Raw genomic sequence first — 23978 nt, forward strand, 5'->3', positions numbered from 1 at the left:
TTACCCCAGGGTGGAACGGATGTAGAACAGCAGGCTGTAGGCGGCCACATTGGCGCCGCCCAGCCACAGCACGGCGCGCAGGCCGCTGCGGAACAGGTAGACCGTGGAGAAAACGGCCATCCACAGCGGCGCCATGATCCACATGACGAACTGCGCCTTCTCGCGGGCATTGATGCCGCCCGGCCCGGCCCAGGCGAACAGCCCGGCGAGGGCCAGCGCCAGCGTGGCGCCCAGCACTGCGCCGGCAAAGGTCTTGCTCCACCAGTCCGGCCGGATCGCATCGGGTTTGGCGCTCATGGTTTTCCTTTCAACAGGGAGCCGAACGGCAGCAGGCTGAATGCCAGCATGCTGGCGACAGTCCACGCGAACACCGCCGCCAGCGGCGACAGCGCAATGCAGGCGGCGGCCAAGGCCAGCAGCAGGGCCAGCGCGCCGGCCGCCACGCCAAGCGGGCCAATCGGCTGCGCCAGCCAGCCCTGGTGGCGGTGGCCGAGGTAGAGCAGGCAGCAGCCCGCAATGTCAAGCAACAGGAACAGGATCATTTGCAAATGCCCGGCGTTGGCCGAGTTCAAGGATGGAGAGATAGAACAGCGGCACCAGGAACACGCCCAGGGCCGTGGAAAGGAGCACGCCACCCAGCACGCTGGCCCCGATGGCCTGCTGCGCTGCCGCGCCGGGCCCGTTGGCCAGCACCAGCGGCACGATGCCGGCGCCGAACGCCAGTGAGGTCATCAGGATGGGCCGCAGGCGCTGGCTGGCGGCGGCCGTGACGGCAGCCCAGGGCCCCTGCCCTGCGCGCACCGCCGCCTCGGCGAATTCGACGATCAGGATCGCGTTCTTGGCCGACAAGCCCACCGTGGCCAGCACGCCGACCTGGAAGAAGATGTCACGCTCGAGACCCAGCACGCCGGCGCCCGCCACCGCTCCCAGCACGCCCGGCGGAATTGCCAGCAGCACGCAGAACGGGATCGACCAGCTGCCATACAGGCCGGCCAGGCAGAGGAACACGAACAGCACCGATACCGCGTACAGCATGGGGGCCTGGCCGCGCGACAGCTGGTCCTGGTAGGACAGGCCGCTCCATGCCAGGCGGCTGGAAGGCTGCTGCGCCACCAGCGCCTCGATGCGCGCCATCGTGTCGCCGGAACTGGCGCCGGGCGTTCCGGCGCCGCTGATGTGCACTGCCGGCAGGCCGTTGAAACGGCGCAGCTGCGTCGGGCCGCTGTCCCAGCGCGTACCGGCGAAGGCGGACAGCGGCGTCATGGCATTGCCGCTGCCGCGCACCGACCAGTGCTGCAGGTCGTCCGGCGCGGCGCGCCACTGCGCATCGGACTGCACCAGCACCTTGCGCACGCGGCCTTCGTGCAGGTAGTCGTTGACGTACACGCCGCCCCAGGCCGCGCTCAGGGTGCTGTTGACATCGTCCAGGTTCAGGCCGAGGGTCAGCGCCTTGGCCTGGTCGATGTCGATGCGCAGCTGGGCCTTGCTTTCGCTGCCGTCGGCTTCCGCATACATCACGCCGGGCAATTCACCCGCCCCGGCGGCCAGTTGGGCGGCCCGTGCGGCCAATGATTCCGGCGTCGCGCCGGAAGTATCCTGCAGCCAGAATTCGAAGCCGCTGGCCTCCCCCAGGCCGTCGATCGGCGGCGGCACCATGGCAAACACCCGTGCATCGCGCAGCTTGCCCAGCGCGCCGGTGGCGCGCGCGGCAATCGCCTGCGCCGAGTTCTCCGCTCCCTTGCGTTGCGACCAGTCCTTCAGGTTGACGAAGGCCATGCCGGCATTCTGGCCGGCGCCGCCCATGCCCATGCCGGCAATGGTGTACACCATCGCGACGTTGTCCTTCTCGTTCTCGCGGAAATGGCGCTCGATCTGACGCGCCAGTTCGGCCGTGCGCGGATAGGTGGCGCCGGCCGGCAGCGCAAAACGCACCATCACCGTGCCCTGGTCGTCGACTGGGATGAAGGATGCCGGGAGGCGCTGGTAGCCCCAGGCGGCCGCCCCCAGCAACACGGCGTACACCGCGCCCAGGCGCCAGCGGCGGCCGGGCAATTTTTGCAGCAGCCCGTCGTAGCGCCGCTGCAGCGCCGCCATGGCACGCGCAAATCGCCCGTCCGCACCGTGCGCCGCGGCGGGACGCAGCAGCGCTGCGCACAGCACCGGCGTCAGGCTGATCGCCACCAGCACCGACAGCGCCATGGCTGTGACCAGCGTGACAGAAAACTGGCGGTAGATCACTCCGACCGAACCGGAGAAGAAGGCCATCGGCAAGAATACCGCACCCAGCACGATGGCAATGCCGGCCAGCGCACCCGTGATGCCGCGCATCGACTGCAGGGTCGCTTCGCGCGCGCCGATGCCTTGTTCCGCCATGATGCGCTCGACGTTCTCCACCACGACGATGGAATCGTCCACTAGCAGGCCAATCGCCAGCACCATCGCAAACAGCGTCAATGTATTGATCGAGAAGCCGGTCAGGGCCAGCACGCCGCAGGTGCCAAGCAGGACCACCGGCACGGTGATCACCGGCACCAGCGTGGCGCGCCATCCCTGCAGGAAGACGAACATCACCAGCACCACCAGCAGCACGGCTTCGGCCAGCGTCACCGCCACCTGGCGGATTGACAGCTTGACGAAGCGCGTGGCGTCCTCCGGATAGGCCGCCTCCACGCCGGCCGGGAAAGACGGCTGCAGCGCCGCGATGCGCTCGCGCACGCCGGCCGCCGTGGCCAGGCCGTTGGCGCCCGGCGCCAGCATGACCGCAAAGCCCGAAGCCGGCTGGCCGTCCAGGCGCGACGCGGCCCCATACGATTCGCTGCCGAGCTCCACCCGCGCGACATCGGACAGGCGCACCACGGCACCGTCCGGGCGGGTCTTCAGGATCAGGTCGCGGAACTGCTGCGGCGTTTTCAAACGCGACAGCGCAGTCACTGACACGTTCAGCGCCTGCCCCGGCGGCGCCGGACGCGCGCCAAGCTCGCCCACCGGCACCTCGGTATTCTGGCTTTCGATGGCGCGCACCACGTCAGCCGGCATCAGGCCGAAACTGTGCAGCTTATGCGGATGCAGCCACACGCGCATGGCATACGGCGAGCCGAAATTCCGCACCTCGCCGACACCCGGGACGCGGCTGACCGCATCGATCACCTGGCTGCTCATCCAGTCCGCCAGCGCCGCCTCGCCCAGCGCGCCCTGGCGGTCGCTGAACACCACCACCATCAGGAAGCTGTTCTGCATGGCCGTCACGCTCAGGCCATTCTGCTGCACCGCACGCGGCAGGCGATAGGCCAGCTGGTTCACCTTGTTCTGCACCTCCAGCTGGGCCAGCTCCGGGTCGGCGCCCTGCTCGAAGGTGAGCATGATCTCCGCCTCGCCCGCCGAGCTGCTGCTGGCATCGAAATAGGTCAGGTGCTTGAGGTTCTTGAGCTCCTGCTCCAGCACCTGCACCACGCTGTGCTCGACCACCTGGGCCGAGGCGCCCGGATAGCTGGCCGACACCCGTACCGTCGGCGGTGCGATGTTGGGATACTGTGCCACCGGCAGCAGGGCCAGCGCCAGCAGTCCGCCCAGCATGACCGCCGCCGCCAGGACCCAGGCCAGCACCGGCCGGGCGATAAAGAAACGCGCCACCACCGCTCAGCCCTCGTGCCCCGGCTGCACCGGAACGGATGCCGCGCCCAGGGCCGCACCGCGCCACTCGACCGCATTGACGCGCCCTCCCGGCGCCGCCTTCATGGCCCCCTCGACGATCACTCGCTCGCCCGCCCGGACACCCGACAGCGCAGCCCAGCGTCCCTGGTGGCTTCCGGCCAGCACCAGCTCGCGCAATTCGACCTCGCCCTTTGCGTTGACCACCAGCGCCGACGCCTTCTCCCCTTCGCCCAGGCGCACCGCCTGCTGCGGGAGCATCACCACTTCCGGCTGCACGCCGTGCTCGACGCGCGCCCGGACGTACATGCCGGGAACCAGCAGGCGCTCCGGATTCGGAAAGCGCGCCCGCAGCGTCACCATGCCGGTCTGCTGGTCCACCTGCATTTCCGCGAACTGCAACTCGCCGGCATGGGCGTACTCGCTGCCGTCTTCCAGCGCCAGCGTCACGGCGCGCGCTCCCGGCTTCAGGCTGCCGCTGCGCAGCGCACGCTGCAAGGCCAGCATCTGCTGGCTGGACTGCACCACGTCCACATACACGGGGTCAAGCTGCTGCACGCGCGCCAGAGGTTCCTGCTGCGCGCGCGATACCAGCGCGCCTTCGGTGGCTTCCGCGCGCCCGATGCGGCCGGCGATGACGGCACGCACCTCGGTGCGCTGCAGGTCGATTTCCGCCGCCCGCAGCGATGCCTGGCGTGCGCGCACGCGGGCCAGGCCCTGCTGATAGTTGGCTTGCGCCAGGTCGTGGTCCTGCTGCGTCACCGTGCGCGAATCCAGCAGGCGTGCGTAGCGCTCGGCGATCACGCGCAGGTTGACCAGGTGGGCCTTTTCCAGCGCCAGCTCGGCGCTGGCCTGCTCCTGCCGCGCCGCATAGCTGGCACTGTCGATGCGGTACAGCAGTTGCCCGGCCCGCACGTCGGCGCCTTCCTCGAAATAGCGCCCCACGATCACGCCGTCGACCTGCGGCCGCACTTCCGACACGCGCACGGCCGCCACGCGGCCCGCCAGCTCACTGTTCAGCGGCAGCTTCTCCAGCGCCAGCGTGGCCACGGCCACTTCCGGCACCGCCGGCGCGGGCGGCTTCTCGTCTTTCGCGCCACAGGCGGCCAGCAGCAACAGGGCCGGCAGGTACTTCATGAATCGCATATTTGCTCCAATCCGGTCATGCTGCCAGCGTGGCTCCGCCGTCGACGACCAGGTCCTGCATGGTGATATGGCTGGCCAGGTCGGAGGCCAGGAAAACAATGGTGTTGGCGATCTCGCGGGCGGTGGCAATCTTGCGCAACGGGATGCCCAACTTGAACTGCTCGGGCAGGCCGGCGATGGTGCGCTGCATGCCTTCGTCGTCCGGCAGCATGGAGCGCAGCATCGGCGTATCGGTGGAGCCGGGCGACACCAGGTTGCAGCGCACGCCGTACTGCGCCAGCTCCAGTCCCGCGCAATGGCTCAGGCTCACCAGCGCCGACTTGGAAGCGCAATAGGCCACCATGTTCAGGCGCGGGACGTGCGCCGCGTTCGACGCCACGTTGACGATACTGCCGAAACGCTGCGCCTTGAACTGCGGCAGCAGCCGGCTGAGGATGTGGAACACGCCGCTGACATTAATGTCGAAGCAGGCCTGCCAGTCCTCGGCGCTGGTGTTCTCCAGCCGCCCCAGGCGCAGCACGCCGGCCGCGTTGACCAGCACATCCACCCGCGGCGTTTCCAGCAGCAGCTGGTCGAAAGCCGCGGCGATCGCCGCGCGGTCGGTGATATCGAGCTGCACGGTCTTGAACGGGTACTTCTTGCCGTGCCGCGAGCCCAGCTCCGAATCGAAGCATCGGTCGATGCCGATCACGCGCGCACCCAGCTGGCGAAACGCCATCGCCGCCTGGTAGCCGATGCCGCGCCCGGCGCCGGTCACCCATACCTGGCGCCCTTCGAAGTGGAAGCCGGGAGGACGCGGCGGCGCCTGCGGACGCGCCGAAGCGAGGTTGTTCTGGTCGGCCAGGAACATGGCTCACCTCATGCGGCGATCTTGCGCTGCAGGACGTCCCACCACGCGTTGAGCGTCGGCGTGCCGGCCAATTCTTCGAAGCTGACGCGCAAGCCCAGCTTCTCCCATTCGGCCACCAGCGCCATCACTTCCAGCGAATCGAGGCCGTAATCGACCAGGTTGTCGTCCGGCCCGAAGCTGCCCTCCTCCAGGCGCGGCAGCAGGCTGGCGCGCAGCCAGTCGATGGTCAGCGGCGGACGCGCGGCGAGCACCTGCGCCGTATGGGTCACGCTGCCGCAGCGACCAGCCACGTAGCGCAGCGCCATGCGATGCTCCTCTTCGCTGAAGTCGGCCAGCGCGTCGGCAACCATGAACGGCTGCACGTCGCGCATGAAGGCGTCCAGCGCAGTCGTCATGCAGCCGATATGGGCGTACACGCCGGCGATCAGCAGCTGGTCGCGGCCCCAATCGCGCATCAGGGACTGCAGCTCGGAGCGCTGGAAGGCGCTGTAGCGCCATTTGACCAGTACCGTATCGCCCGGCAGCGGCGCCAGCGCGGCGGTCACCTGCTGCAGCGCCGGATCGGCTGTGGTCAGGCCCGGGCCCCACATATCGTTCAGCAGCGCGCGCTCTTCCGGGCTCTGCTTGACCGGCTGCGCGGTGTACACCACCGGCACGCCGGCCGCCCGCGCCCATGCGCACAGCGCGGCGATATTGGCCACCAGCGCGGTGCGCAGTTCGCTGTCCTGGCCATAGAAGCGCAGGAAGTAATCCTGCATGTCGTGCACCAGCAGCACGGCGCGGCCGGCCTCGGGCTGCCACGCCACCTTGTTGGCGGGCAGGCTGTCCGGCTGCGGCATCGGGTAGGAAGAAATAACGGGAATACTCATGGTCCAGGCTCCATCTCAGTTCGGGATGCTGGCGCGCAGCGCCAGCTTGTCGGTCTTGCCGACCGCCGTCAACGGCAGGCGGTCCAGCATTTCAAAGCGGTCGGGCAGCTTGTAGTCGGCCACGCCCAGGCCGCGCAGGTATTTGCGCAGTTCGACCGGGCGCAGGCTGTCGCCGCGCGGCACGATGCAGGCGCAGCTCATTTCGCCCAGCAGCGCATGGGGCACCGAGATCAGCGCCGCCTGCAGCACGCCCGGATGGCGCAGCAGCAGGTTTTCCACTTCCTCCGCCGCGATCTTTTCGCCGCCGCGATTGATCTGGTCCTTCACCCGGCCGACGACGCGCAGGTTGCCGCCGGCGCTGCGCTGCACCAGGTCGCCCGTGTGGTAGAAGCCGTCCGCATCGAATACGCGCGCATTGTGTTCGGCAGCGCGGTAGTAGCCGCGGAAGGTGTAAGGGCCGCGCGTGGCCAGCATGCCGGTCTCGCCGTCGGCAACCTGCTGGCCGTCCGCGTCCAGCACGCGCACCTCGTCGGCGTCACTCATGGGGCGGCCCTGGGTGGCGTAGACCACGTCGTCCGGATCGTCCAGGCGCGTGTAGTTCACCAGGCCCTCGGCCATGCCGAATACCTGCTGCAGCGCGCAGCCCAGCTCCTGCGGTACACGGCGCGCCAGCGCTTCGGCGAAGCTGGCGCCGCCCACCTGCAGCAGGCGCAGCGAGGACAGCTGCGCGCGGCGTTCCGGCTGCTGCGCCGCCTGCAGCCACAACGCCACTGCCGACGGCACCAGCGCCGCCATGTTCACGCCATGCCGTTCGATCAAGGCGAAACAGGCCAGCGGTTCCGGCGCCGGCGCCAGCACCACGGTGCCCCCGGCGTGGAATACGCCCAGCGCGCCGGGGGAGCTGAGCAGGAAGTTGTGGCCTGCCGGCAGTGCGCACAGGAAGCGCGTGCCGCGGTCCAGACGGCAGATTTCCGCACTGCGCCGCACACTGTAGTAGTAATCGTCATGGGTGCGCGGGATCAGCTTGGGCGTGCCGGTGCTGCCGCCGGACAGCTGGAAGAACGCCACTTCGGAAGCGGGTGCATGCTGCGGCCGCGGCCCGATGCCCTGCGGCTGTTCGCGGAAGCCGTCCGCGCCCAGCACCATGGTGTGCGGCACGGCCAGCTCGCGCGCGAACGCGTCGTTGGCGAACAAGGGGTGGCTGGCCGAAGCAACCAGCAGCTTCGGCTGCAGCTGCTGCGCATACGCCGTGAGCTCCAGCCGTTGATGGCTGAACAGCGCATTCACCGGCGCCACGCCGGCCTTCAGCAAGCCAAAGAAAGCGATATACAGCTCGGCCACATTGGGCAGCTGCACCAGGGCGGTATCGCCCACGCCCAGCCCGCGCCGGGCCAGCGCTTGCGCCAGTTGTTCCGCCTGCTCGTCCAGTTCGCGATAGCTGAGCATGCGCTCGCCGCAGATCACGGCGATGCCCTGGGGATGTTCGCGCGCCTGCCGCTCCAGGATCTCGGTCAACGGCAAGCCGGCCCACAGTCCCTGCTCGCGGTAGCGTTGCGCCGCGTCCTGCGGCCAATGAGTGAATTCGATCACGCGGCCTCCCTTGCGCTCAGGGCGCCAAGCATGGTCTGCAATTTGGCCTGGGTTTCGGCCCATTCGGCATCCGGACAGGAATCGGCCACGATGCCGGCTCCGACAAACAGCTGCACGCGGTTGCCAGCCACCCGGCCGCAGCGGATGGTCACGGCCCATTCGCCGTTGCCTTCATCGTCGCACCAGCCCACCATACCCGCGAACAGGCCGCGGTCGAATGGTTCGACCAGGTCGATCAACTTGCGCGCCAGGCGTGTCGGGAAGCCGCAGACGGCGGGCGTCGGATGCAGGCGGCAGGCCAGCTCCAGCGCCCCCATCGCCGGATCGTGCAGCTCGCCTTCGATCGGCGTCGACAGGTGCCACATGGCGGCAGTCGAAAGCAGCGACGGCCGCTCCGGAATCACCAGGTCGCGGCAGACCGGCGCCAGCACGCGGCGGATCTCGTCCGTCACCAGGCGGTGTTCGTAGGCGTCCTTGGAAGAGCGCAGCAGCGCCTCGCTCACCTCGCGATCGCGCACCGGATCGGCATCGCGTCGCGCAGAACCGGCCAACGGATTCGATTCCATGCGCGCGCCCTGCTTACGCAACAGCAGCTCGGGGCTGACGCCCACCAGTTCCGAACCGTCGGCCAGCGGCAGGCGGAACTGGAAACCGGAAGGATTGCGCGATACCAGGCGACGGAAGATATCGCCAGCATCGGCATGGCCGGCCAGCTCGACGTCCAGCAAGCGCGACAGCACGGCCTTGCGGATGTCGCTCAGGCCGAAGTTGGCCACAGCCTGGCGCACGCCCTGCTTGAAGCGCTCCTCGCCGGGAATGCTCTGCGTATGAAGGATGGGCGGCAAGTCCGACGCTTCGCCACGCGCCACATCACCGCGCTCGACGAATTCGGACACCACCGGCACCACCAGCGCGGACGGCTGGCGCGTATCGAAGGGAATGGCGCCCAGCGCCACCGGATGCGGATTGCCGCGCGCGCGCGCGCGGCGCAAGGCTGCCGCGACATCGGCCTGCAGGCGGCCGGCATCGTGTGCCGGCGTTTCGATGCGTTCCGCAACGCCGCTGCCACGCAGCGAACGGTGGCGCGACAGGAATAAGCTTGTAGCCATGTTCTACCTCGCAAACTGTTTGAATGGTTCGCTGGCTTTACGCTGGCTAGGGAATTCAGGGGCATGCCCCTGCGGGGTCAGAAGCCGTAAGTGGCGCTGACGTAGTAATTGCGGCCCAATTCGAAGAAGCTGAAGTTCTTGCTCTTCTCGGACAGGTCGACATCGGTCAGGTTCTTGACGCCGGTGCGCAGCGTCCAGTGCTTGCCGACCTTGGCCGAGAGGCCCAGGTCGACGCGGGTATAGGCCGGCAGTTCCTTCTCGGAGTAGAACTGCTTGCCGGTATAGTGCGCCGACAGCGACGCCTGCACCCCGGGTACTGCGGTCCAGGCCAGGCCGATGTGGCCCACGTTCTCGGGACGGTTGTCCAGCACCGTAGTCTTGCCGTTCTCGTTGACGTAATCAGCCTTCAGGTGAGTGAAGTTGCCCGACAGGGTCAGCGAAGGATGCAGTTGCACGCTGCCCTCCAGTTCCAGGCCCTTGGTCTTGGCCTGCGCAACGTTGACCCAGCGGCGCGAATTGGTCGGCGCATCGTAGGTCGCCACGATCATGTCGTCCACATCGTTCTTGAAGACGACGGCGGTCAGGTCCCAGCCTTTCTGGTGCACTTCGAAGCCCAGCTCGTAGTTGGTGCTGGTCTCGGGAGACAGTTCCGGATTCCCTGCCAGGAAGCAGCTTCCGCCGCAGCTCACGATACGGTACTCCTTCGTCAGCTGATAGGCGTCCGGCGCCTTGAAGGCCTTGCTGATGCCGCCTTTCACGGTCAGCGAATCATTGCTTTGCCATACCAGGTAGCTCTTGGGCGAGAAGTGGCTGCCAAACACGCTATGGTCGTCCAGGCGGCCGGCCAGCGTCAGGTGCAGATCCTTGGCCAGGGCCAGTTCATCCTCGATGAAAACAGCCTTGCTGTCGGTGCTGACCTTGCCGGTATCCTTGTAGCTGACCGCATCGCGGATCACCTGGCGGCGCAGGTCGACGCCGGCAGTCAGCGCGTTGATGCCAAGGGTGGTATTGCCGTAGAACTTGGCATAGGTGTTCTCTTCCTTCAGGGTGCGCTGTTGCGGCGCATCGTAGCGCGTGTTGAAGTCATGGATTTCAGCGCTCTCGCGGGTGATGTAGGCCGTGGTGTTACCCCAGCCCCAGTCGGCGCGGTGGGTCAGGCCATAGGTGTTGCGCTCGATTTCCTGGTCGCGAATGTCCTTCGATTCGAAATTCCACTCGGGGAAGAAGGCGTAGTAGTACATCACGCGCGGGCGCTTGTCCTTGTTGTAGCCCAGGTCGAAATCCAGCGACTGGTTTTCCGCCAGTTGCCAGGTCAGGGTGCCGGTCAGGTTGCTGGCCTTTTTCTCTTCCAGGCGCGGGGTGCGCGTCGCGTCGCTGGCCGGGGCGCCCCACCATGCGTCGCGGTCATAGCGCTCGCCGGCCAGGGACAGGCTGAAAGTGTCGCTCAACGCGCCCGACAGGCTGGCGCCGACGCGGTACTGGTCGCCGCCATAGCCGCTGTCCACCTCACGGTACTCACCGGTCAAGCTGCCCTTCCACTCCCTGGTGGCCGGCCAGGTGATGATGTTGATCACGCCGCCCATCGCGTCGGAGCCGTACAGCGCCGCCATTGGGCCGCGCACAATTTCCACCCGCTTGATGCTGGACAGCGGGATCGAGCTGAAATCGAAATCGCCGCCGCGCCACAAGGCTCCGCCGGACGAGACTCGCTTGCCGTTCACCAGCATCAGCGTGTACTTGCCGCCCAGGCCGCGAATGCGGATTTCGTCGCGGCCATTATCGTCGGTCTGGTTATTGACGCCGACGCTGTCGCGCAGCAGGTCGGCCAGGCCATTGACCGGCGACCTGGCGATATCTTCGGCTGTAATGACGGTGGTGAAGGCAGGTGCTGCGGCCACGGTGTGGGCGCGCATGGAGGCGGTTACCACAACGACGCTGCCATCGCCGACACCGCCTGCATCATCGGCAAACGCAGGAAGGCCGATGGCGGCCAGGCTTGCCGCGATGAGGGATTTCGAAAGGGACATAACAAGGTTCAAGAATTAAAATGAACGCAAATGATAATCATTCGCATTCAATCATGCAAGAAGTATAAGGCAAAAAAGTTAATCTGTCTTAATTATTAACGGCTACCATCCTCGCCAGGAGGAAAAACATGGATCACATGCACCTGATGACGGTATTCGTGGCGGTTGGCGAGCAGGAAAGCTTTGCCGCCGCCTCGCGCAGCCTTGACATGTCGCCGGCGGCGATCACGCGCGCCATTTCGGCGCTGGAGGAAAAGCTGGGTGTCCAGCTGCTGCAGCGGACCACGCGCAATGTGCGCCTGACCGAAGCCGGCCAGCGCTATCTGGACGACTGCCGCAACATCCTGGCCAGCATCGAAGAGGCCAATGGCGCCGCCGCCGGCATCAACGCCGAGCCCAAAGGCAACCTGGCCGTCACCGCCTCGGTCCTGTTCGGGAAGCAATTCGTCACACCCTGCATCGTGCAATTCCTGAAGCAGTACCCGGAGGTCGACGTCTCGGCCTACTTCCTCGACCGCGTCGTCAACCTGATTGAAGAAGGCATGGACGTAGCCGTGCGACTGGGTCCCCTGCCCGATTCCAGCATGAAGGCCTTGCGCGTTGGCCAGATGCGGCGCGTGCTGTGCGCTTCCCCCGAGTATCTTGCCCGGCATGGCGTGCCGCGGCATCCGGAAGAGCTGCAGCAGCATACGATTATTTCGGCCAGCAATATCACGCCGCGCGTCGAATGGAAATTCGGGCGCGACGGCAATCCGCTCACCGTCCGCATCAAGCCCCGGTTTACCGTAACCAGCAACGATGCTGCGATTCGTGCGGCCGTCGAAGGATTGGGCATCTGCCGCCTGCTGTCCTACCAGATGGCTGAAGAACTGGCGACAGGCCAGCTGAAAATCATCCTGCCGGAATTTGAAGAGGAGCCATGGCCGGTGCATATCCTGCACCGCGAAAGCAAATACGGCTCCTCCAAGGTGCGCAAATTCATTGACCTGCTGGCGCAGCACCTGCGGACGCACCCGCACCTGAACTGAGCTTGCCGAGGAAATCGCCGGTGATCGCGGCGACGTCGTCCAGCCGGGTATCCATCACAAAGTGACCACCGTCCAGGATATGCACTTCGGCTGAAGGATTGTCGCGCTTGAAGGCTTGCGCGCCGGGCACCGTGAACGCCAGGTCGTGCTTGCCCCATACCACCAGCGTGGGCAACTGGCGCTGTTTCAGCCAGGCCTGCCATTCAGGATAAGCCGCCAGGTTGTGCTGGTAGTCGTAAATCAGATCGGCCTGGATGCGCGCCTGGCCAGGGCGATTGAGATAGGCATGTTCATCCATCCACAAATCCGGATCGTAGGCTTCGATTGCAGGATCGCTGCCGATATGCCGTGCGCGCGTCGCCGCCACTGACTGGTGCACGGCGATGACGTCCTTCTCGTGCGCGGCGCGGTCCGCCCAGAACGGCTTGCGCTTGGCCCACATCGCGCCCAGCCCGTCTTCGTACACATTCCCGTTCTGGAACACCAGCGCCTGCACCGCTTGCGGCCTTGCCTGTGCCATGCGCATACCGACCGGCGCACCGTAATCCTGCATTAGCAGCACATAGCGTTGCGTACCGACGGCATCTGTGAATTTCTGCATCACCGCCGCCAGGTTGTCGAAGGTGTAGGCGAACTTCGCCGGATCGGGCGCGTCGCTGTTGCCGAAGCCGGGATAGTCCGGCGCCAACAGGTGATAGCGGTCGCCCAGCCTGCGCAGCAGCCCGTCGTACATGCGGGACGAACTTGGCACGCCGTGCAGCAGCAGGACGGTCGGCTTGCTCGCATCGCCGGCTTCGCGGTAAGCGATATTGATGCCATCGACGGCGACGGTGCGGTAAGCAACGGGTGCCGCGTGCGCGGCTCCGGCAAGTGCAATGGCGGCAGCTGCTACGAATGCTTTCATGTTGTTCTCCAGAGGATTGTCAATGGCCCCACTCTATCGACACCCTGCGCCAGGCGGAACGCCGCCCGGCGAAATGGATTGTTTCGCTGCGCGTAGTTCCGGCACCCAGGGACGCTTCCTACAATCCATCCCATCAAAACCACTCTTGAAGGAAACGAACATGAAAACCTCCCGCATCGCCGCGTCCCTGGCCCTGGCCTTCGCTGCCATCACCGCATCCGCAGCCACCACGGACGTGAGCTACCGCACCGTAAAGGTCGATGGCGTCAACATCTTCTACCGCGAAGCCGGCCCTAAAGATGCGCCCACCGTGCTCCTGCTGCACGGCTTCCCCACCTCGTCCCAGATGTTCCGCAACCTGATTCCGCAGCTGGCCGACCGCTACCACGTGATCGCACCCGACTATCCGGGTTTTGGCCAGAGCGATGCCCCTGCCGTCGACAAGTTCGCCTACAGCTTCGACAACCTGGCGAACGTGGTCGACAAGTTCACCGTCGCCGTCGGCGCATCGAAGTACGCCTTGTACGTACAAGACTATGGCGCTCCGATCGGCTTTCGCCTGGCTGCCGCGCATCCCGAGCGCGTATCCGCCATCGTGGTCCAGAACGGCAATGCCTACACCGAAGGCATCGACAATGAATTCTGGGCGCCGTTCAAGGTCTACTGGGCTGACAAGACCGAAGCGAATGCCGCCAAACTGAAACCGTTCTTCGAGATCGGTGCAACCAAATGGCAGTACACGCATGGCGCGCGCGACGCCAGCAAGATCAGCCCGGACGCATGGACCGTCGACCAGGCCTATATGGACCGTCCCGGCAACAAGGATATCCAGCTCGAGCTGTTCTACAGCTACGGCAGCAATCCGGCGCACTATCCGGAATGGCAAGCCTACTTCCGCAAACACCAGCCACCGATGCTCATCACCTGGGGCAAGAACGACCAGATCTTCCCTGCAGCCGGCGCCGCGCCTTACTTGCGCGACCTGCCCAAAGCCGAGCTGCACCTGCTCGACACCGGCCACTTTGCCCTCGAAGAGGAAGGCGAGCAAATCGGCAAGCTGATGCGCGGTTTCCTCGCACGCAAGGCTAGATAGCCTAAAGCAAGTTCATGCGCACGATTGAGCATGAGTTGCAAATGGTTAAATGTTTTTTTAGTATCTGATTCGCCTCGAAAATAGCGCCCACTGTAATCTTGAAACCACTAACGAGCAAAGCCAAGCCGGGAGATTTGTTTTACGTCCCGGCCATGAACAAAGAGGGTAAATCTGGCTTTGTGATCGGGCGCTATATTGAGCTTGTCCCCACGAATGTTGGTCATTTGATCGAAGTATTCGCAAGGTTTTATACGGAGCTGCCCCAGTCGATCGACGCGGTCGACAAAAGCCAGCGGCTATTCCGCCCGATCATGTGCTCGCTACGATTTGCCGAGATTCCCAGATGGAAGGTGCTGTTCAGCGATCCCGATTACGACAAAAGCCAATCGGACTACGGCAGAATTGCCATCGCATTTAGTACAAAACTTTGGATGGGCGGAAAGAGCCGGAGCGCAATAAAGGATGAACTAAGGGAGTTTGAGGACGCGACCTGCTGGCGGATGCATCACATCGTTTTCAGGGTCCATGCACATCTGGCCGGAATCTTCGGCCCTAATGATTGGTATGACTATCATCGCGTACCAAATGGACAGCGCGTAGACGACCCCGCAGCAAAGGAAAAAGTAATTGCCTTGGCTGAAGCAATGGATGCGTGTTTTGAAATTTGGTCAGGGGAGATCAAGACCCGCAAAGGAGTCTGCCAATGAGCTCAGCATGCATTCCACTGCGCGCGATGCCAGTCCTGTATGAATACCAGGGAATTCCTCTTGGGGTAAGCCCGCCGCTTTTGGTGCTGGAAAGTTTCGTGAAGGAGGCTTGTTTAAAGCCGAGGCAATAGAATGAAGAACAACGAGTTTTACGGCTGCTCACAACCGCTTGAAGATGTTGACCTGGATGCTTGCGAAGCAGTGCTGAGGCATAAGCTGCCAAGCGAGTTTCGTCAGCACTATCTGAAATATAACGGTGGGGTACCAGAAGATAGCCTAATTCCAGGCAACGACGAATGGGAGCCCTTGGAAATAGCAGGCTTTTATCCGATTAGGCACAGGAGGAGCGCTGCTGGTTCTCAAAGTTCGCTACTAATAGAGCACTATCAGTTGATGTGCGCAAAAGATGTCATTCCCGATCACCTGCTTCCTTTCGCCTACGACCCTGGAGGGAATTTCTTTTGCCTTCATTTGTGTGACGGTTCGGCGCATTTCTATGCGACAGACGGATTTGATCCAGCTCGGAGTGTTGCGGAAAATTTCGTCAAAGCGCAGAGACGTTTGGCTGGCTCGTTCAAAATTTTCATGGATAGTTTGATGCACAACTCAGAGTACGATTCCGACGAATGGCCCGAATAAAATAAGGAATTTCAATGATTGAGCACTTTAAATCCATTTCGGAGCTGATAGCCGGCCTAAAAGGACTAAAGCAGGAAGCATGGATTCATACAGATGTGGAGGCTTGGTTGTCGAATCCGCAAAAGGCAGAATTTTATTATGTGCCTTGGGACTACGTGCAAAGCCTGGAAGACGATGAGGTCTTTTTAAACGATGATGGCTTGGAACTTCCACTTGTTTTGAGAGATAAGAATTTGAAGGAGTGGATGCTTGTGAATGTCCTTGCACATATCTCGAATTCCATTAGTTGGGAGAAGGCGGGGCCGCAAGAATTCATTGACCAAGTCAACTATTACCTTGAATTTGATACCTTTAAGCGGTGAAAAAAGAAGGCCCGTGCACATCGCAAGCCGATCGCGGTCTCGTCGCAGTAACGGAAAGTAACGCAGCGCCATGCACATTTGAGTTGAACCAAACGGGCGCTTGGTGGTATGGCGAAAATGATAGGATCACTTGAGGAGCCGCCATGGTTGTTACGCCACTACCAGAGCTCGCTGACCACGAAGAGCGCTTGAACCAGCTGGAGAATGCAATGGTCAATCTTTCATGCGAATTGAAGGCGCTGCGGGCGCATATCGATTGCCGGTTCAAGGAAATCGAGACGCAAATCGAGACCGGATTGAATTCCCTCCGCCTTGAGTTGCGAGCAGAATTCGAAGCAAAGCTGCACGAGGCCGTGGAAAAACTCCACGCCCGCATGGACGCCCAGCATCATCAAATGATCGCACTTCAAGTCGCGATATTTCTCGCGCTGATTGCACTATTCGCCCAGCGTTAAACGAAAAAACCCTGCCAGATCAATGACCTGACAGGGTTTTTATACGTCCTGGTGCCGGAGAAGAGAATCGAACTCCCGACCTTCTCATTACGAATGAGCTGCTCTACCAACTGAGCTACACCGGCAAAGAGCCCGGATTATAGCAAACAAACTTGCGCGTTTGCTAGTATCGGGACGCCATCATTGTAAAAATTACACGCCTTCCTGGTGATAGCTGGTAACCAGTGCCACTTCGTCGCGGGAACCGAGGAAGACCGGCACGCGCTGGTGCAGCTTCTCAGGCTGGATGTCGAGGATGCGGCGCTTGCCGTCGGTGGCCATGCCGCCGGCCTGTTCGACGATGAAGGACATGGGGTTCGCTTCGTACATCAGGCGCAGGCGGCCTGGCTTGCTTGGATCTTTCAGGTCGGCCGGGTACATGAAGATGCCGCCGCGGTTCAAGATACGGTGCACGTCGGCCACCATGGAGGCGATCCAGCGCATATTGAAATCGGTGCCGCGCGGACCGGTGGTGCCTGCCAGCAGTTCGCCGATGTAGCGCTGCACCGGCGCGTGCCAGTGGCGCTGGTTGGACGAGTTGATCGCGAATTCCTTGGTCTTGGCTGGAATCTGCATATTGCGCTGGGTCAGCACCCACGAACCCATCTCGCGGTCCAGGGTGAAGCAGTTCACGCCGTTACCGGTGGTGAGCACCAGCAGGGTCTGCGGGCCGTACAGGGCGTAGCCGGCGGCCACTTGCTTGGCGCCTGGCTGCAGGAAGTCCTGTTCGGTCGGCTCGGTCATGCCTTCCGGCGCTTTCAGCACGGAGAAGATGGTACCGATCGATACGTTGACATCGATATTGGAGGAGCCGTCCAGCGGGTCGAACACCAGCAGGTATTCGCCTTTCGGGTAACGGTTAGGAATCGGGTGGATGTCTTCCATTTCTTCCGAAGCCATTGCTGCCAGGTGACCGCCCCATTCGTTCGCTTCCAGCAGGATCTCGTTGGAGATCACATCCAGCTTCTTCTGGACTTCGCCCTGCACGTTTTCCGATTCCAGCGCGCCCAGCACTTCGCCCAGTGCGCCCTTGCCGACGCTGTGGGAAATGGTTTTGCAGGCGCGGCCCACCACCTCGATCAGGAGGCGCAGTTCGGCCGGAATGGAGTGGTGCTGGCGTTGTTCTTCAACGAGGTATTGGGTCAGGCTGATACGTTTCATTGTTTCCCTAGGTTTGTGCTTAATTAGTTTGCGAGTGCTTTGCTGACCACTTCCATCACGTCATTCGACAACGGCGTGGTGGCGGCGACTTTTTCCAGCGCGTGCCGCATGTGGACTTGCAGCGCCGGCGCATAACGGCGCCAGCGGTCCATGCTGCGTGCCAGGCGTGCGGCGACTTGCGGGTTCAGGGCGTCGAGCTTGATCACGTGTTCGGCCCAGAATTCGTAGGCGCTGCCATCGGCAGCATGGAATTGCGATGGATTCTGGTTGCAGAAGCTGAACAGCAGACTGCGCGCGCGGTTCGGGTTCTTCAGCGTGAAGGCCGGATGTTTCATCAGTTCGCGCACTTTGGCCACATTGGTGTGCGGGGCGGAGCCTTGCATGGCGAACCACTTGTCCACCACCAGCGCTTCGGCTTTGAAGTCCTTGTAGAAGGCGTCCAGCTGCTTGCCGGCGTCGGCGCCGCTGTGGATCAGGGCGGACAGGGCGGCGGCGCGATCGGTCATATTGGTAGCGGCAGCGAACTGCTCGCCGGCCAGCTTGGCCGCTTCTGCGTTCGGCTGCACCAGCAGGTAGGCCAGCGCCACGTTTTTCAGGCCGCGCTTCCCGGCCGAGATGGCGTCCGGGCTGTAGGCGCCTGGCGTTGCATTTTCTGCATACACCTGCAGCAGCTCCGCATGCAAAGCAGTACCGATGGCGTGTCGCACGAACTGGCGCGCGCTGTGGATTGCTTGCGGGTGCACCACTTCCATCTGCTCGGCGATGATCGTCTCCGACGGCAGGATCAGGCATTGCTCACGGAAGGCGGCATCCAGCTCCTTGTCGGTCAGGACCGCGCGCAAGGCGCCGATGTAGGTGTCGTCCAGCTCGAGCGGCTTGTCGTCCAGCACCGCCTGGGTCAACGACAGCAGGCGTTCCATGGCCAGGCGCTGGCCGGCTTCCCAGCGGTTCACCGGGTCGCTGTCGTAGCGGAACAGGTGCAGCAATTCATCGTCGGTGTACGGGTACTCCAGCACGACCGGTGCAGAAAAATCACGCAGGATGGACGGCACCGGCGCCTCGGCAATGCCTTCGAAGCGGAACGTCTGTTCGGCCTCGGTCAACTCTAGTACGCGGGTCGAAATCAGGTCCTTGCCATCGCGGCCGAGCAGGCCCACGGCGACCGGGATGTGGAACGGCAGCTTGTTGTCCTGGCCCGGCGTGGCCGGGCAGGACTGGCGCAGCGTCAGTTCATACACTTGTTTGGCGCCATCGTGATGGCCGCTGGCGCTCACCACCGGCGTGCCGGCCTGGCTGTACCAGCGTTCGAATTGCTTCAGGTCGCGCTTGTTGGCGTCGGCCATCGCGGCGCGGAAATCGTCGCATTGCACGGCCTGGCCGTCATGGCGTTCGAAATACAGGTCCATGCCCTTGCGGAAGCCTTCGCGGCCCAGCAAGGTCTGGTACATGCGCACCACTTCGGCGCCTTTTTCGTACACGGTCACCGTGTAGAAGTTGTTGATTTCGACGAAGGAATCGGGACGCACCGGGTGTGCCATCGGGCCGGCGTCCTCCGGGAACTGGGCCTGGCGCAGCGTACGCACCTGGTCGATGCGGGTCACGGCGCGGCCGCTGTCGGTGCCGATCATGTCGGCACTGAATTCCTGGTCGCGGAACACCGTCAGGCCTTCCTTCAGCGACAGCTGGAACCAGTCGCGGCATGTCACGCGGTTGCCGGTCCAGTTGTGGAAGTATTCGTGGCCCACCACTGCCTCGATGCCGGAGTAGTCGATGTCGGTTGCGGTGCGCGGGTTGGCCAGCACGAACTTGGTGTTGAAGATATTCAGCCCCTTGTTTTCCATCGCGCCCATGTTGAAGTCGCTCACGGCGACAATCATGAAGCGGTCCAGGTCCAGCTCCAGGCCCCAGCGTTCCTCGTCCCAGCGGATGGAATTCTTCAGCGACTGCATGGCGTAGTCGGTCTTGTCGAGGTTGCCCTCTTCCACCCACACCTGCAGCAGCACTTCGCGGCCCGACTTCAGCTTGAATTTCTCTTCCTGGCACACCAGGCGCGCTGCCACCAGGGCGAACAGGTAGGACGGCTTCTTGAACGGGTCTTCCCACTTGGCATAGTGGCGGCCGTCACCGAGCTCGCCCTCTTCCAGCAGGTTGCCGTTGGAGAGAAGGACCGGGTATTGCTCCTTGTCGGCGCGCAGCATCACGGTGTAGCGCGCCATCACGTCCGGACGGTCCGGGAAGTAGGTGATGCGGCGGAAGCCTTCGGCCTCGCACTGGGTGTAGAAACCGCTGCCCGAGGTGTACAGGCCCGAAAGCGTGGTGTTTTCAACCGGGGCGCAGGTGGTTTCGATCTCCAGCAGCACATTGACCGGCGCGTTACGGATGGTCAGGGTGTTGTTGCCAATAATGTACTGGTTTGGGTTCAGCACCATCCCGTTCATGCGCAGGGCGATCAGCTCAATGGCTTCGCCGTGCAGCACCAGGTCGTGGCTCTTGCTGTCCGGGTTATGGCGCAGCTGCACGCGGTTGGCGACGATGGTACAGGCGGGATCGAGGTCGAAGCCCAGTTCCACGGTCTCCACCAAGTAGCTGGGCGGGGTGTAGTCTTTACGATAGATCGTTTGCGGGCTGTCGGTACGCATGGTTTGGGCGAGCGAGGACAAAGAAGACTATTTTACCAATACCGGAAGCCGGGCACGCCCGATTCTTTTCCGCTCTCCCCGCGGGGGTAACATTCTGTAATAATTAGGTGAAACGCATGTTGCCGGATTAAACTGGCCTATGAGTATAAAAGGAGTGTTGCCATGAAAGCGCTAGCCATTTTGGTGGCGGCCACCAGTTTGTTGCTGAGCGGCTGTGCCACTACCCTGCACAGCAACGTCACGGTGTTCCACGAGTGGCCGAGCGACATGCAGGACAAATCGTATACCTTCGAAACACCGGCGCCGGGCGAGGATACGCTAGAATACCGCAGCTACCAGAACCTGGTCAGCGGTGAACTGGCCAAGCTGGGCTTCAGCCAGGCCGCCAGCACCAAGGACGCCAAGCTGCGCGTCGGCATGCAGTTCAGCACCATCGACCGCCCGGTCAAGGTCCTGACGGCGACCGACCCGTGGATGTATGGTCCCGGCCCATGGGGTTATTACCCGCGCTGGGGCTACTACCCTTACCGTTATCGCTACTACGGTTTCTACCGCCCATACTACGATCCGTGGATGTGGGGCCCGATGGAATTCCGCGAAACCATCCAGCATAACTATGACCGCAACCTGCGCGTCACCATCAACAACCTGCAGGGCAAGAAGCTGTATGACGTAACGGTGCAGAACACCAGCCGCAAGCAATCGACGCCGCTGGTCATGCCCGCCCTGGTGCAAAGCGCCTTCACCGGCTTCCCGGGCGAAAGCGGAAAGGCCAAGCGCGTAGATCTTGAGCTCCAATAACGCCGTCAAATCGATCGGGCGGTGGTTGCGCGAAGGCGCTTCCACCGCTTTTTTCCGTTCGCCGCGCTGGGAAGGCCTGTCCACCGGACCGGGCGTCGTCGCGGCCCTGGTATTGCTGGTGCTGGCGATCTCCTTATCGTTCCAGCGCCTGTATATCCAGGGACCGGCGATCTTCTACTGGAAGGCCATCGCCTACGGCTGGCTGCCTTTCGCCCTGCTGCCCTTCTATGCGCTGATGACACGTGGAACAGGGCCGAGCGGGCGTCCCGGCGCGGCGCCGGACCTGGCGCTGCTGACTACCCTGCTGCTGGCGCAGACCGTCTGGCTGGAGCTGTTTGTTGACCTGTGCTTTGCTGCCATGCTTGATGGCGGGTCTGAAGCCTGGTCGGTGCGCTACCTGGGGCAATGGGGCGCGTGGATTGCCTGGGGGATTCCGGTCACCCTGATGATCCTGTCGCAACTTGTGCTGCTGGCGCGCGGCGGACGCGGTCGGCGCTGGCCGCTGGCGTTCGCAGCGGGCATGATGGCGGGCGTCGTGGCGCTGGGTGTAGCCACCCAGCAGCCTGATTTCTGGTATCCGAAAAAGCAGGAAGCCAACAACGAGGAATCGTCGCGCTACCTGAAGCTGACCGCGGAACTGATGGAGTCGCAGCCGGTGCTGTTGTCGCGCCAACTGGCAGGGCTGGCGCCGCAGCGCCCGGGCAAGGTCGACATGTATGCGCTGACCTTCGCGCCTTACGGCGATGAGGTGTTCCGGCGCGAGAGCCAGATGGTGGCGGACGTGATGTCGCAGCGCTTCGGCACGGAAGGCCGCACACTGCAGCTGGTGAACCATTTCCAGACTGCCGAAAAACTGCCCTGGGCCACCACCGTGAACCTGCAGAAGGCGATCCGCAGCGTGGCGCGTACCATGGACAAGGACGAAGATGTGCTGTTCATCTACCTGACTTCGCACGGCGCGCGCGAAGGCCAGTTGGCGGCGGACTTCTGGCCGTTCGAATTGACCGAGCTGACCCCGTCCATGCTGCGCAAGTGGCTGGATGAAGCGGGCATCCGGAATCGCGTAATTGCAGTGTCGGCCTGCTTCTCGGGCAGCTGGATTCCGTCGCTGAAGGACGATGCAACCATGGTGCTGACTGCAGCCGATGCCGACCACACTTCCTACGGCTGCGGCTACAAGTCGGAGCTGACCTTCTTCGGCCGCGCCATGTTCGACGAACAGCTGCGCACCCACACGCGCTCCTTTGAGCAAGCCCATGCCGCTGCCCGGGAAGTCATCCGCAAGCGCGAAGTGGAGGCGGGCAAGGACGACGGCTATTCGAACCCGCAGATCTCGGTCGGGACCGCTATCCGCGCCAAGCTCGCTACTTTCCAATAACGTCGCGCAGTGAGATGTCGTTGTGACCCACACCAGGAACGACGTGGAGAGTGGCCAGGCCAGGGCGGAAGCTGCGGTACAGGGCTTCACTGCTGGCGCGCGGAATAACCTCGTCGCGCTCGGCGGCGAGGATGGTGGTCGGGGCGTTGACCTTGGGCGCGTAGCTGGCCGAGTCGTAGCGGTCGCGCAGCAGCAGGCGTACCGGCAGCCAGGGAAAGTGGTGCGAAGCCGCGCCAGCCATGCTGTCGTAGGGCGTGACCAGCACCAGCCGGTCGACCGCCTTGACGCTGGCCAGCCGGGTGGCAATGCCGCTGCCAAGGCTGCGTCCCACGACCGTCACCTGGGGATGCTGGGCGCGAACATGCTCGTACAGTGCCAGCGCATCGGCAAACAAGCCGGTCTCGGTCGGCTCGCCCGGCGTTGCGCCGTAGCCGCGGTAGTGCATTAAATATAGCGCCTGGCCGGGAAAGACAGCCTGCAGCTCCGGCAAGCCATACCCCACCGCCTCGGCATTGCCGCCAAAGTAGATCACTGCAAAAGGCCCCGGCTGCTCGTGCAACGTGACGCCAACGCGCACGCCGGCGCCCAATGTCAGCACAGTGCCGCCTTCAAATGCCTGGGGGTAGTAGATCATGCTGCGCTGGCGGAAAAACACCACGGTGCACACGGCCAGGTAGGCTACCAGTGCGGTCAGCAGCAGCGTCGTAGCCATGCGCATGAGCGGCTTACGTGCGCGCATCCGCGCGCGCCCAGCTCATGCCCCAGGAGTACAGGGCGACAAACATCATCACATCCATGAAGATGCCGAATACCAGGTACAACAACGGCAAGAACAGCAACGTTAAATGGTGCAGCACATATGCATGCAGCAAGTACTGCATGGGGAAAGCCACAACGAAGTAGGCCAACGTACACACGGTCAAGCCGACTTTGCGCCATAGCGAAAATCCGAACATGTAGTAAGTCGCGCCTAGTCCCCACGGCATCATGAACAGGAAGATCAACGCCATCGTCAGCGTATCGCCCAGGTAGCGCGCCGAGTCATACGGAAACTCGCCCGGCAGGTAGTGGAAAAAAATCAGCGCCGTACCCTGCACCAGCAGGCAAGCTCGCACGATGTACTGCAATGGCAGGAAGCGGTCGCGCGATACCAGGAACGTCGCCAGCAAGGCAAGCACGCAACCCGCCAGCGTGATCCACCACAGCTGGTCGCCTGGATCTCCGGCAGGGAGCAGCGGAAACGGCAGGTCCAAGTAGTAGGCCCCCAGGTCGACCTGGCGAAGCGCGACACTCCCCTGCGGGGCGAGACGTGGCAGCCAGAATTCGAACAGGCCACGCCACAGTGCAAGGATCGGCGACAACAGGCAAAGCAGCACGACGGTAAACACGGCGGGCAGCGCCAGGGATCCCAGCAGGTTGGTGCGGCTTAGCTTGATCTGGTACATCGAGCGGTGCAGCTGGATCGCGCTGCCGCCGAAGCCGCGAAAGCGCATATCGTCGATCTTGCGCTGCAATGCATGCAATTGCTTCACG

At 63.3% G+C, this 23978-nt stretch carries 22 protein-coding genes and 1 tRNA gene; 8 read left to right on the forward strand and 15 right to left on the reverse strand.

The window, feature by feature from the left end; translation table 11 throughout:
- The 9 genes from ACN9MW_RS26230 to ACN9MW_RS26270 all read right to left on the reverse strand — a co-directional run bounded on the left by ACN9MW_RS26230 (window position 1) and on the right by ACN9MW_RS26270 (window position 11239).
- On the reverse strand, window positions 1–297 hold the full coding sequence (locus ACN9MW_RS26230) for a hypothetical protein (protein ID WP_426164374.1): 297 nt from the start codon (window positions 295–297) through the stop codon (window positions 1–3).
- Window positions 294–542, reverse strand: a complete 249-nt coding sequence (locus ACN9MW_RS26235; protein WP_426164376.1) for a hypothetical protein — start codon at window positions 540–542, stop codon at window positions 294–296. The genes ACN9MW_RS26230 and ACN9MW_RS26235 overlap by 4 nt, the downstream gene beginning before the upstream one ends.
- Window positions 520–3630: a multidrug efflux RND transporter permease subunit gene (locus ACN9MW_RS26240; RefSeq protein WP_426164378.1), complete on the reverse strand. Its 3111-nt coding sequence runs from the start codon at window positions 3628–3630 to the stop codon at window positions 520–522. Before ACN9MW_RS26240 ends, ACN9MW_RS26235 begins: the two co-directional genes overlap by 23 nt.
- A gap of 6 nt (window positions 3631–3636) precedes the next feature.
- Complete coding sequence (locus ACN9MW_RS26245; RefSeq protein WP_426164381.1) at window positions 3637–4794, reverse strand: efflux RND transporter periplasmic adaptor subunit; 1158 nt, start codon at window positions 4792–4794, stop codon at window positions 3637–3639.
- 16 nt (window positions 4795–4810) lie between these two features.
- Window positions 4811–5644, reverse strand: a complete 834-nt coding sequence (dhbA, locus tag ACN9MW_RS26250; protein ID WP_426164384.1) for a 2,3-dihydro-2,3-dihydroxybenzoate dehydrogenase — start codon at window positions 5642–5644, stop codon at window positions 4811–4813.
- Between the two features lie 8 nt (window positions 5645–5652).
- Window positions 5653–6513 carry an isochorismatase family protein gene (locus ACN9MW_RS26255; protein WP_426164386.1) on the reverse strand — a complete coding sequence of 287 codons (861 nt, stop codon included), beginning with the start codon at window positions 6511–6513 and terminating at the stop codon, window positions 5653–5655.
- Between the two features lie 15 nt (window positions 6514–6528).
- Complete coding sequence (locus ACN9MW_RS26260; protein WP_426164389.1) at window positions 6529–8103, reverse strand: (2,3-dihydroxybenzoyl)adenylate synthase; 1575 nt, start codon at window positions 8101–8103, stop codon at window positions 6529–6531.
- Window positions 8100–9212, reverse strand: a complete 1113-nt coding sequence (locus ACN9MW_RS26265; RefSeq protein WP_426164392.1) for an isochorismate synthase — start codon at window positions 9210–9212, stop codon at window positions 8100–8102. Before ACN9MW_RS26265 ends, ACN9MW_RS26260 begins: the two co-directional genes overlap by 4 nt.
- Before the next feature lie 77 nt (window positions 9213–9289).
- Entirely contained in the window at window positions 9290–11239 is a 1950-nt protein-coding gene (locus ACN9MW_RS26270; RefSeq protein WP_426164395.1) for a TonB-dependent receptor domain-containing protein, read from the reverse strand.
- A 128-nt stretch (window positions 11240–11367) separates the two neighbouring features.
- Here ACN9MW_RS26270 and ACN9MW_RS26275 point away from each other — a divergent pair, with 128 nt between their 5' ends.
- Window positions 11368–12267 (forward strand): LysR family transcriptional regulator, encoded by a 900-nt coding sequence (locus ACN9MW_RS26275; protein WP_426164398.1) that lies wholly within the window; start codon window positions 11368–11370, stop codon window positions 12265–12267.
- Here ACN9MW_RS26275 and ACN9MW_RS26280 read toward each other — a convergent pair.
- The gene (locus ACN9MW_RS26280; RefSeq protein ID WP_426164401.1) at window positions 12218–13171 is read right to left on the reverse strand and encodes an alpha/beta fold hydrolase; all 954 of its coding nucleotides are present in this window, start codon (window positions 13169–13171) and stop codon (window positions 12218–12220) included. The two genes, ACN9MW_RS26275 and ACN9MW_RS26280, sit on opposite strands and share 50 nt — an antisense overlap.
- 160 nt (window positions 13172–13331) lie before the next feature.
- Here ACN9MW_RS26280 and ACN9MW_RS26285 point away from each other — a divergent pair, with 160 nt between their 5' ends.
- The 5 genes from ACN9MW_RS26285 (at window position 13332) to ACN9MW_RS26305 (ending at window position 16427) form a co-directional block, all read left to right on the forward strand.
- Window positions 13332–14264 carry an alpha/beta fold hydrolase gene (locus ACN9MW_RS26285; protein WP_426164404.1) on the forward strand — a complete coding sequence of 311 codons (933 nt, stop codon included), beginning with the start codon at window positions 13332–13334 and terminating at the stop codon, window positions 14262–14264.
- Between the two features lie 152 nt (window positions 14265–14416).
- Window positions 14417–14971 (forward strand): hypothetical protein, encoded by a 555-nt coding sequence (locus ACN9MW_RS26290; protein ID WP_426164407.1) that lies wholly within the window; start codon window positions 14417–14419, stop codon window positions 14969–14971.
- Window positions 14972–15103: 132 nt separating this feature from the next.
- Window positions 15104–15610, forward strand: coding sequence for an SMI1/KNR4 family protein (locus tag ACN9MW_RS26295; protein ID WP_426164410.1), 507 nt, complete (start codon window positions 15104–15106; stop codon window positions 15608–15610).
- Between the two features lie 14 nt (window positions 15611–15624).
- Window positions 15625–15972 (forward strand): hypothetical protein, encoded by a 348-nt coding sequence (locus ACN9MW_RS26300; protein ID WP_426164413.1) that lies wholly within the window; start codon window positions 15625–15627, stop codon window positions 15970–15972.
- Between the two features lie 143 nt (window positions 15973–16115).
- Window positions 16116–16427: a hypothetical protein gene (locus tag ACN9MW_RS26305; RefSeq protein ID WP_426164415.1), complete on the forward strand. Its 312-nt coding sequence runs from the start codon at window positions 16116–16118 to the stop codon at window positions 16425–16427.
- A gap of 49 nt (window positions 16428–16476) precedes the next feature.
- On the opposite strand, the gene ACN9MW_RS26310 is transcribed toward ACN9MW_RS26305, so the two are convergent.
- The 3 genes from ACN9MW_RS26310 to pepN form a co-directional block, all read right to left on the reverse strand.
- Window positions 16477–16552 (reverse strand) — tRNA-Thr (locus tag ACN9MW_RS26310).
- Between the two features lie 67 nt (window positions 16553–16619).
- Window positions 16620–17627, reverse strand: coding sequence for a class 1 fructose-bisphosphatase (locus tag ACN9MW_RS26315; protein ID WP_426164418.1), 1008 nt, complete (start codon window positions 17625–17627; stop codon window positions 16620–16622).
- A gap of 23 nt (window positions 17628–17650) precedes the next feature.
- Window positions 17651–20266 carry an aminopeptidase N gene (pepN, locus tag ACN9MW_RS26320; RefSeq protein WP_426164421.1) on the reverse strand — a complete coding sequence of 872 codons (2616 nt, stop codon included), beginning with the start codon at window positions 20264–20266 and terminating at the stop codon, window positions 17651–17653.
- A 162-nt stretch (window positions 20267–20428) separates the two neighbouring features.
- Here pepN and ACN9MW_RS26325 point away from each other — a divergent pair, with 162 nt between their 5' ends.
- Window positions 20429–21067 carry a DUF4136 domain-containing protein gene (locus ACN9MW_RS26325; RefSeq protein WP_426164424.1) on the forward strand — a complete coding sequence of 213 codons (639 nt, stop codon included), beginning with the start codon at window positions 20429–20431 and terminating at the stop codon, window positions 21065–21067.
- Window positions 21054–22445: a C13 family peptidase gene (locus ACN9MW_RS26330; RefSeq protein ID WP_426164427.1), complete on the forward strand. Its 1392-nt coding sequence runs from the start codon at window positions 21054–21056 to the stop codon at window positions 22443–22445. Before ACN9MW_RS26325 ends, ACN9MW_RS26330 begins: the two co-directional genes overlap by 14 nt.
- On the opposite strand, the gene ACN9MW_RS26335 is transcribed toward ACN9MW_RS26330, so the two are convergent.
- Window positions 22432–23184: an alpha/beta hydrolase gene (locus ACN9MW_RS26335; RefSeq protein ID WP_426164430.1), complete on the reverse strand. Its 753-nt coding sequence runs from the start codon at window positions 23182–23184 to the stop codon at window positions 22432–22434. The two genes, ACN9MW_RS26330 and ACN9MW_RS26335, sit on opposite strands and share 14 nt — an antisense overlap.
- Window positions 23171–23977, reverse strand: a complete 807-nt coding sequence (locus ACN9MW_RS26340) for a hypothetical protein (RefSeq protein ID WP_426164433.1) — start codon at window positions 23975–23977, stop codon at window positions 23171–23173. The genes ACN9MW_RS26335 and ACN9MW_RS26340 overlap by 14 nt, the downstream gene beginning before the upstream one ends.
- Window position 23978: the final 1 nt, after the last annotated feature.

This window comes from Pseudoduganella sp. R-34 (assembly GCF_049904655.1).
GTDB lineage: Bacteria > Pseudomonadota > Gammaproteobacteria > Burkholderiales > Burkholderiaceae_D > Rugamonas.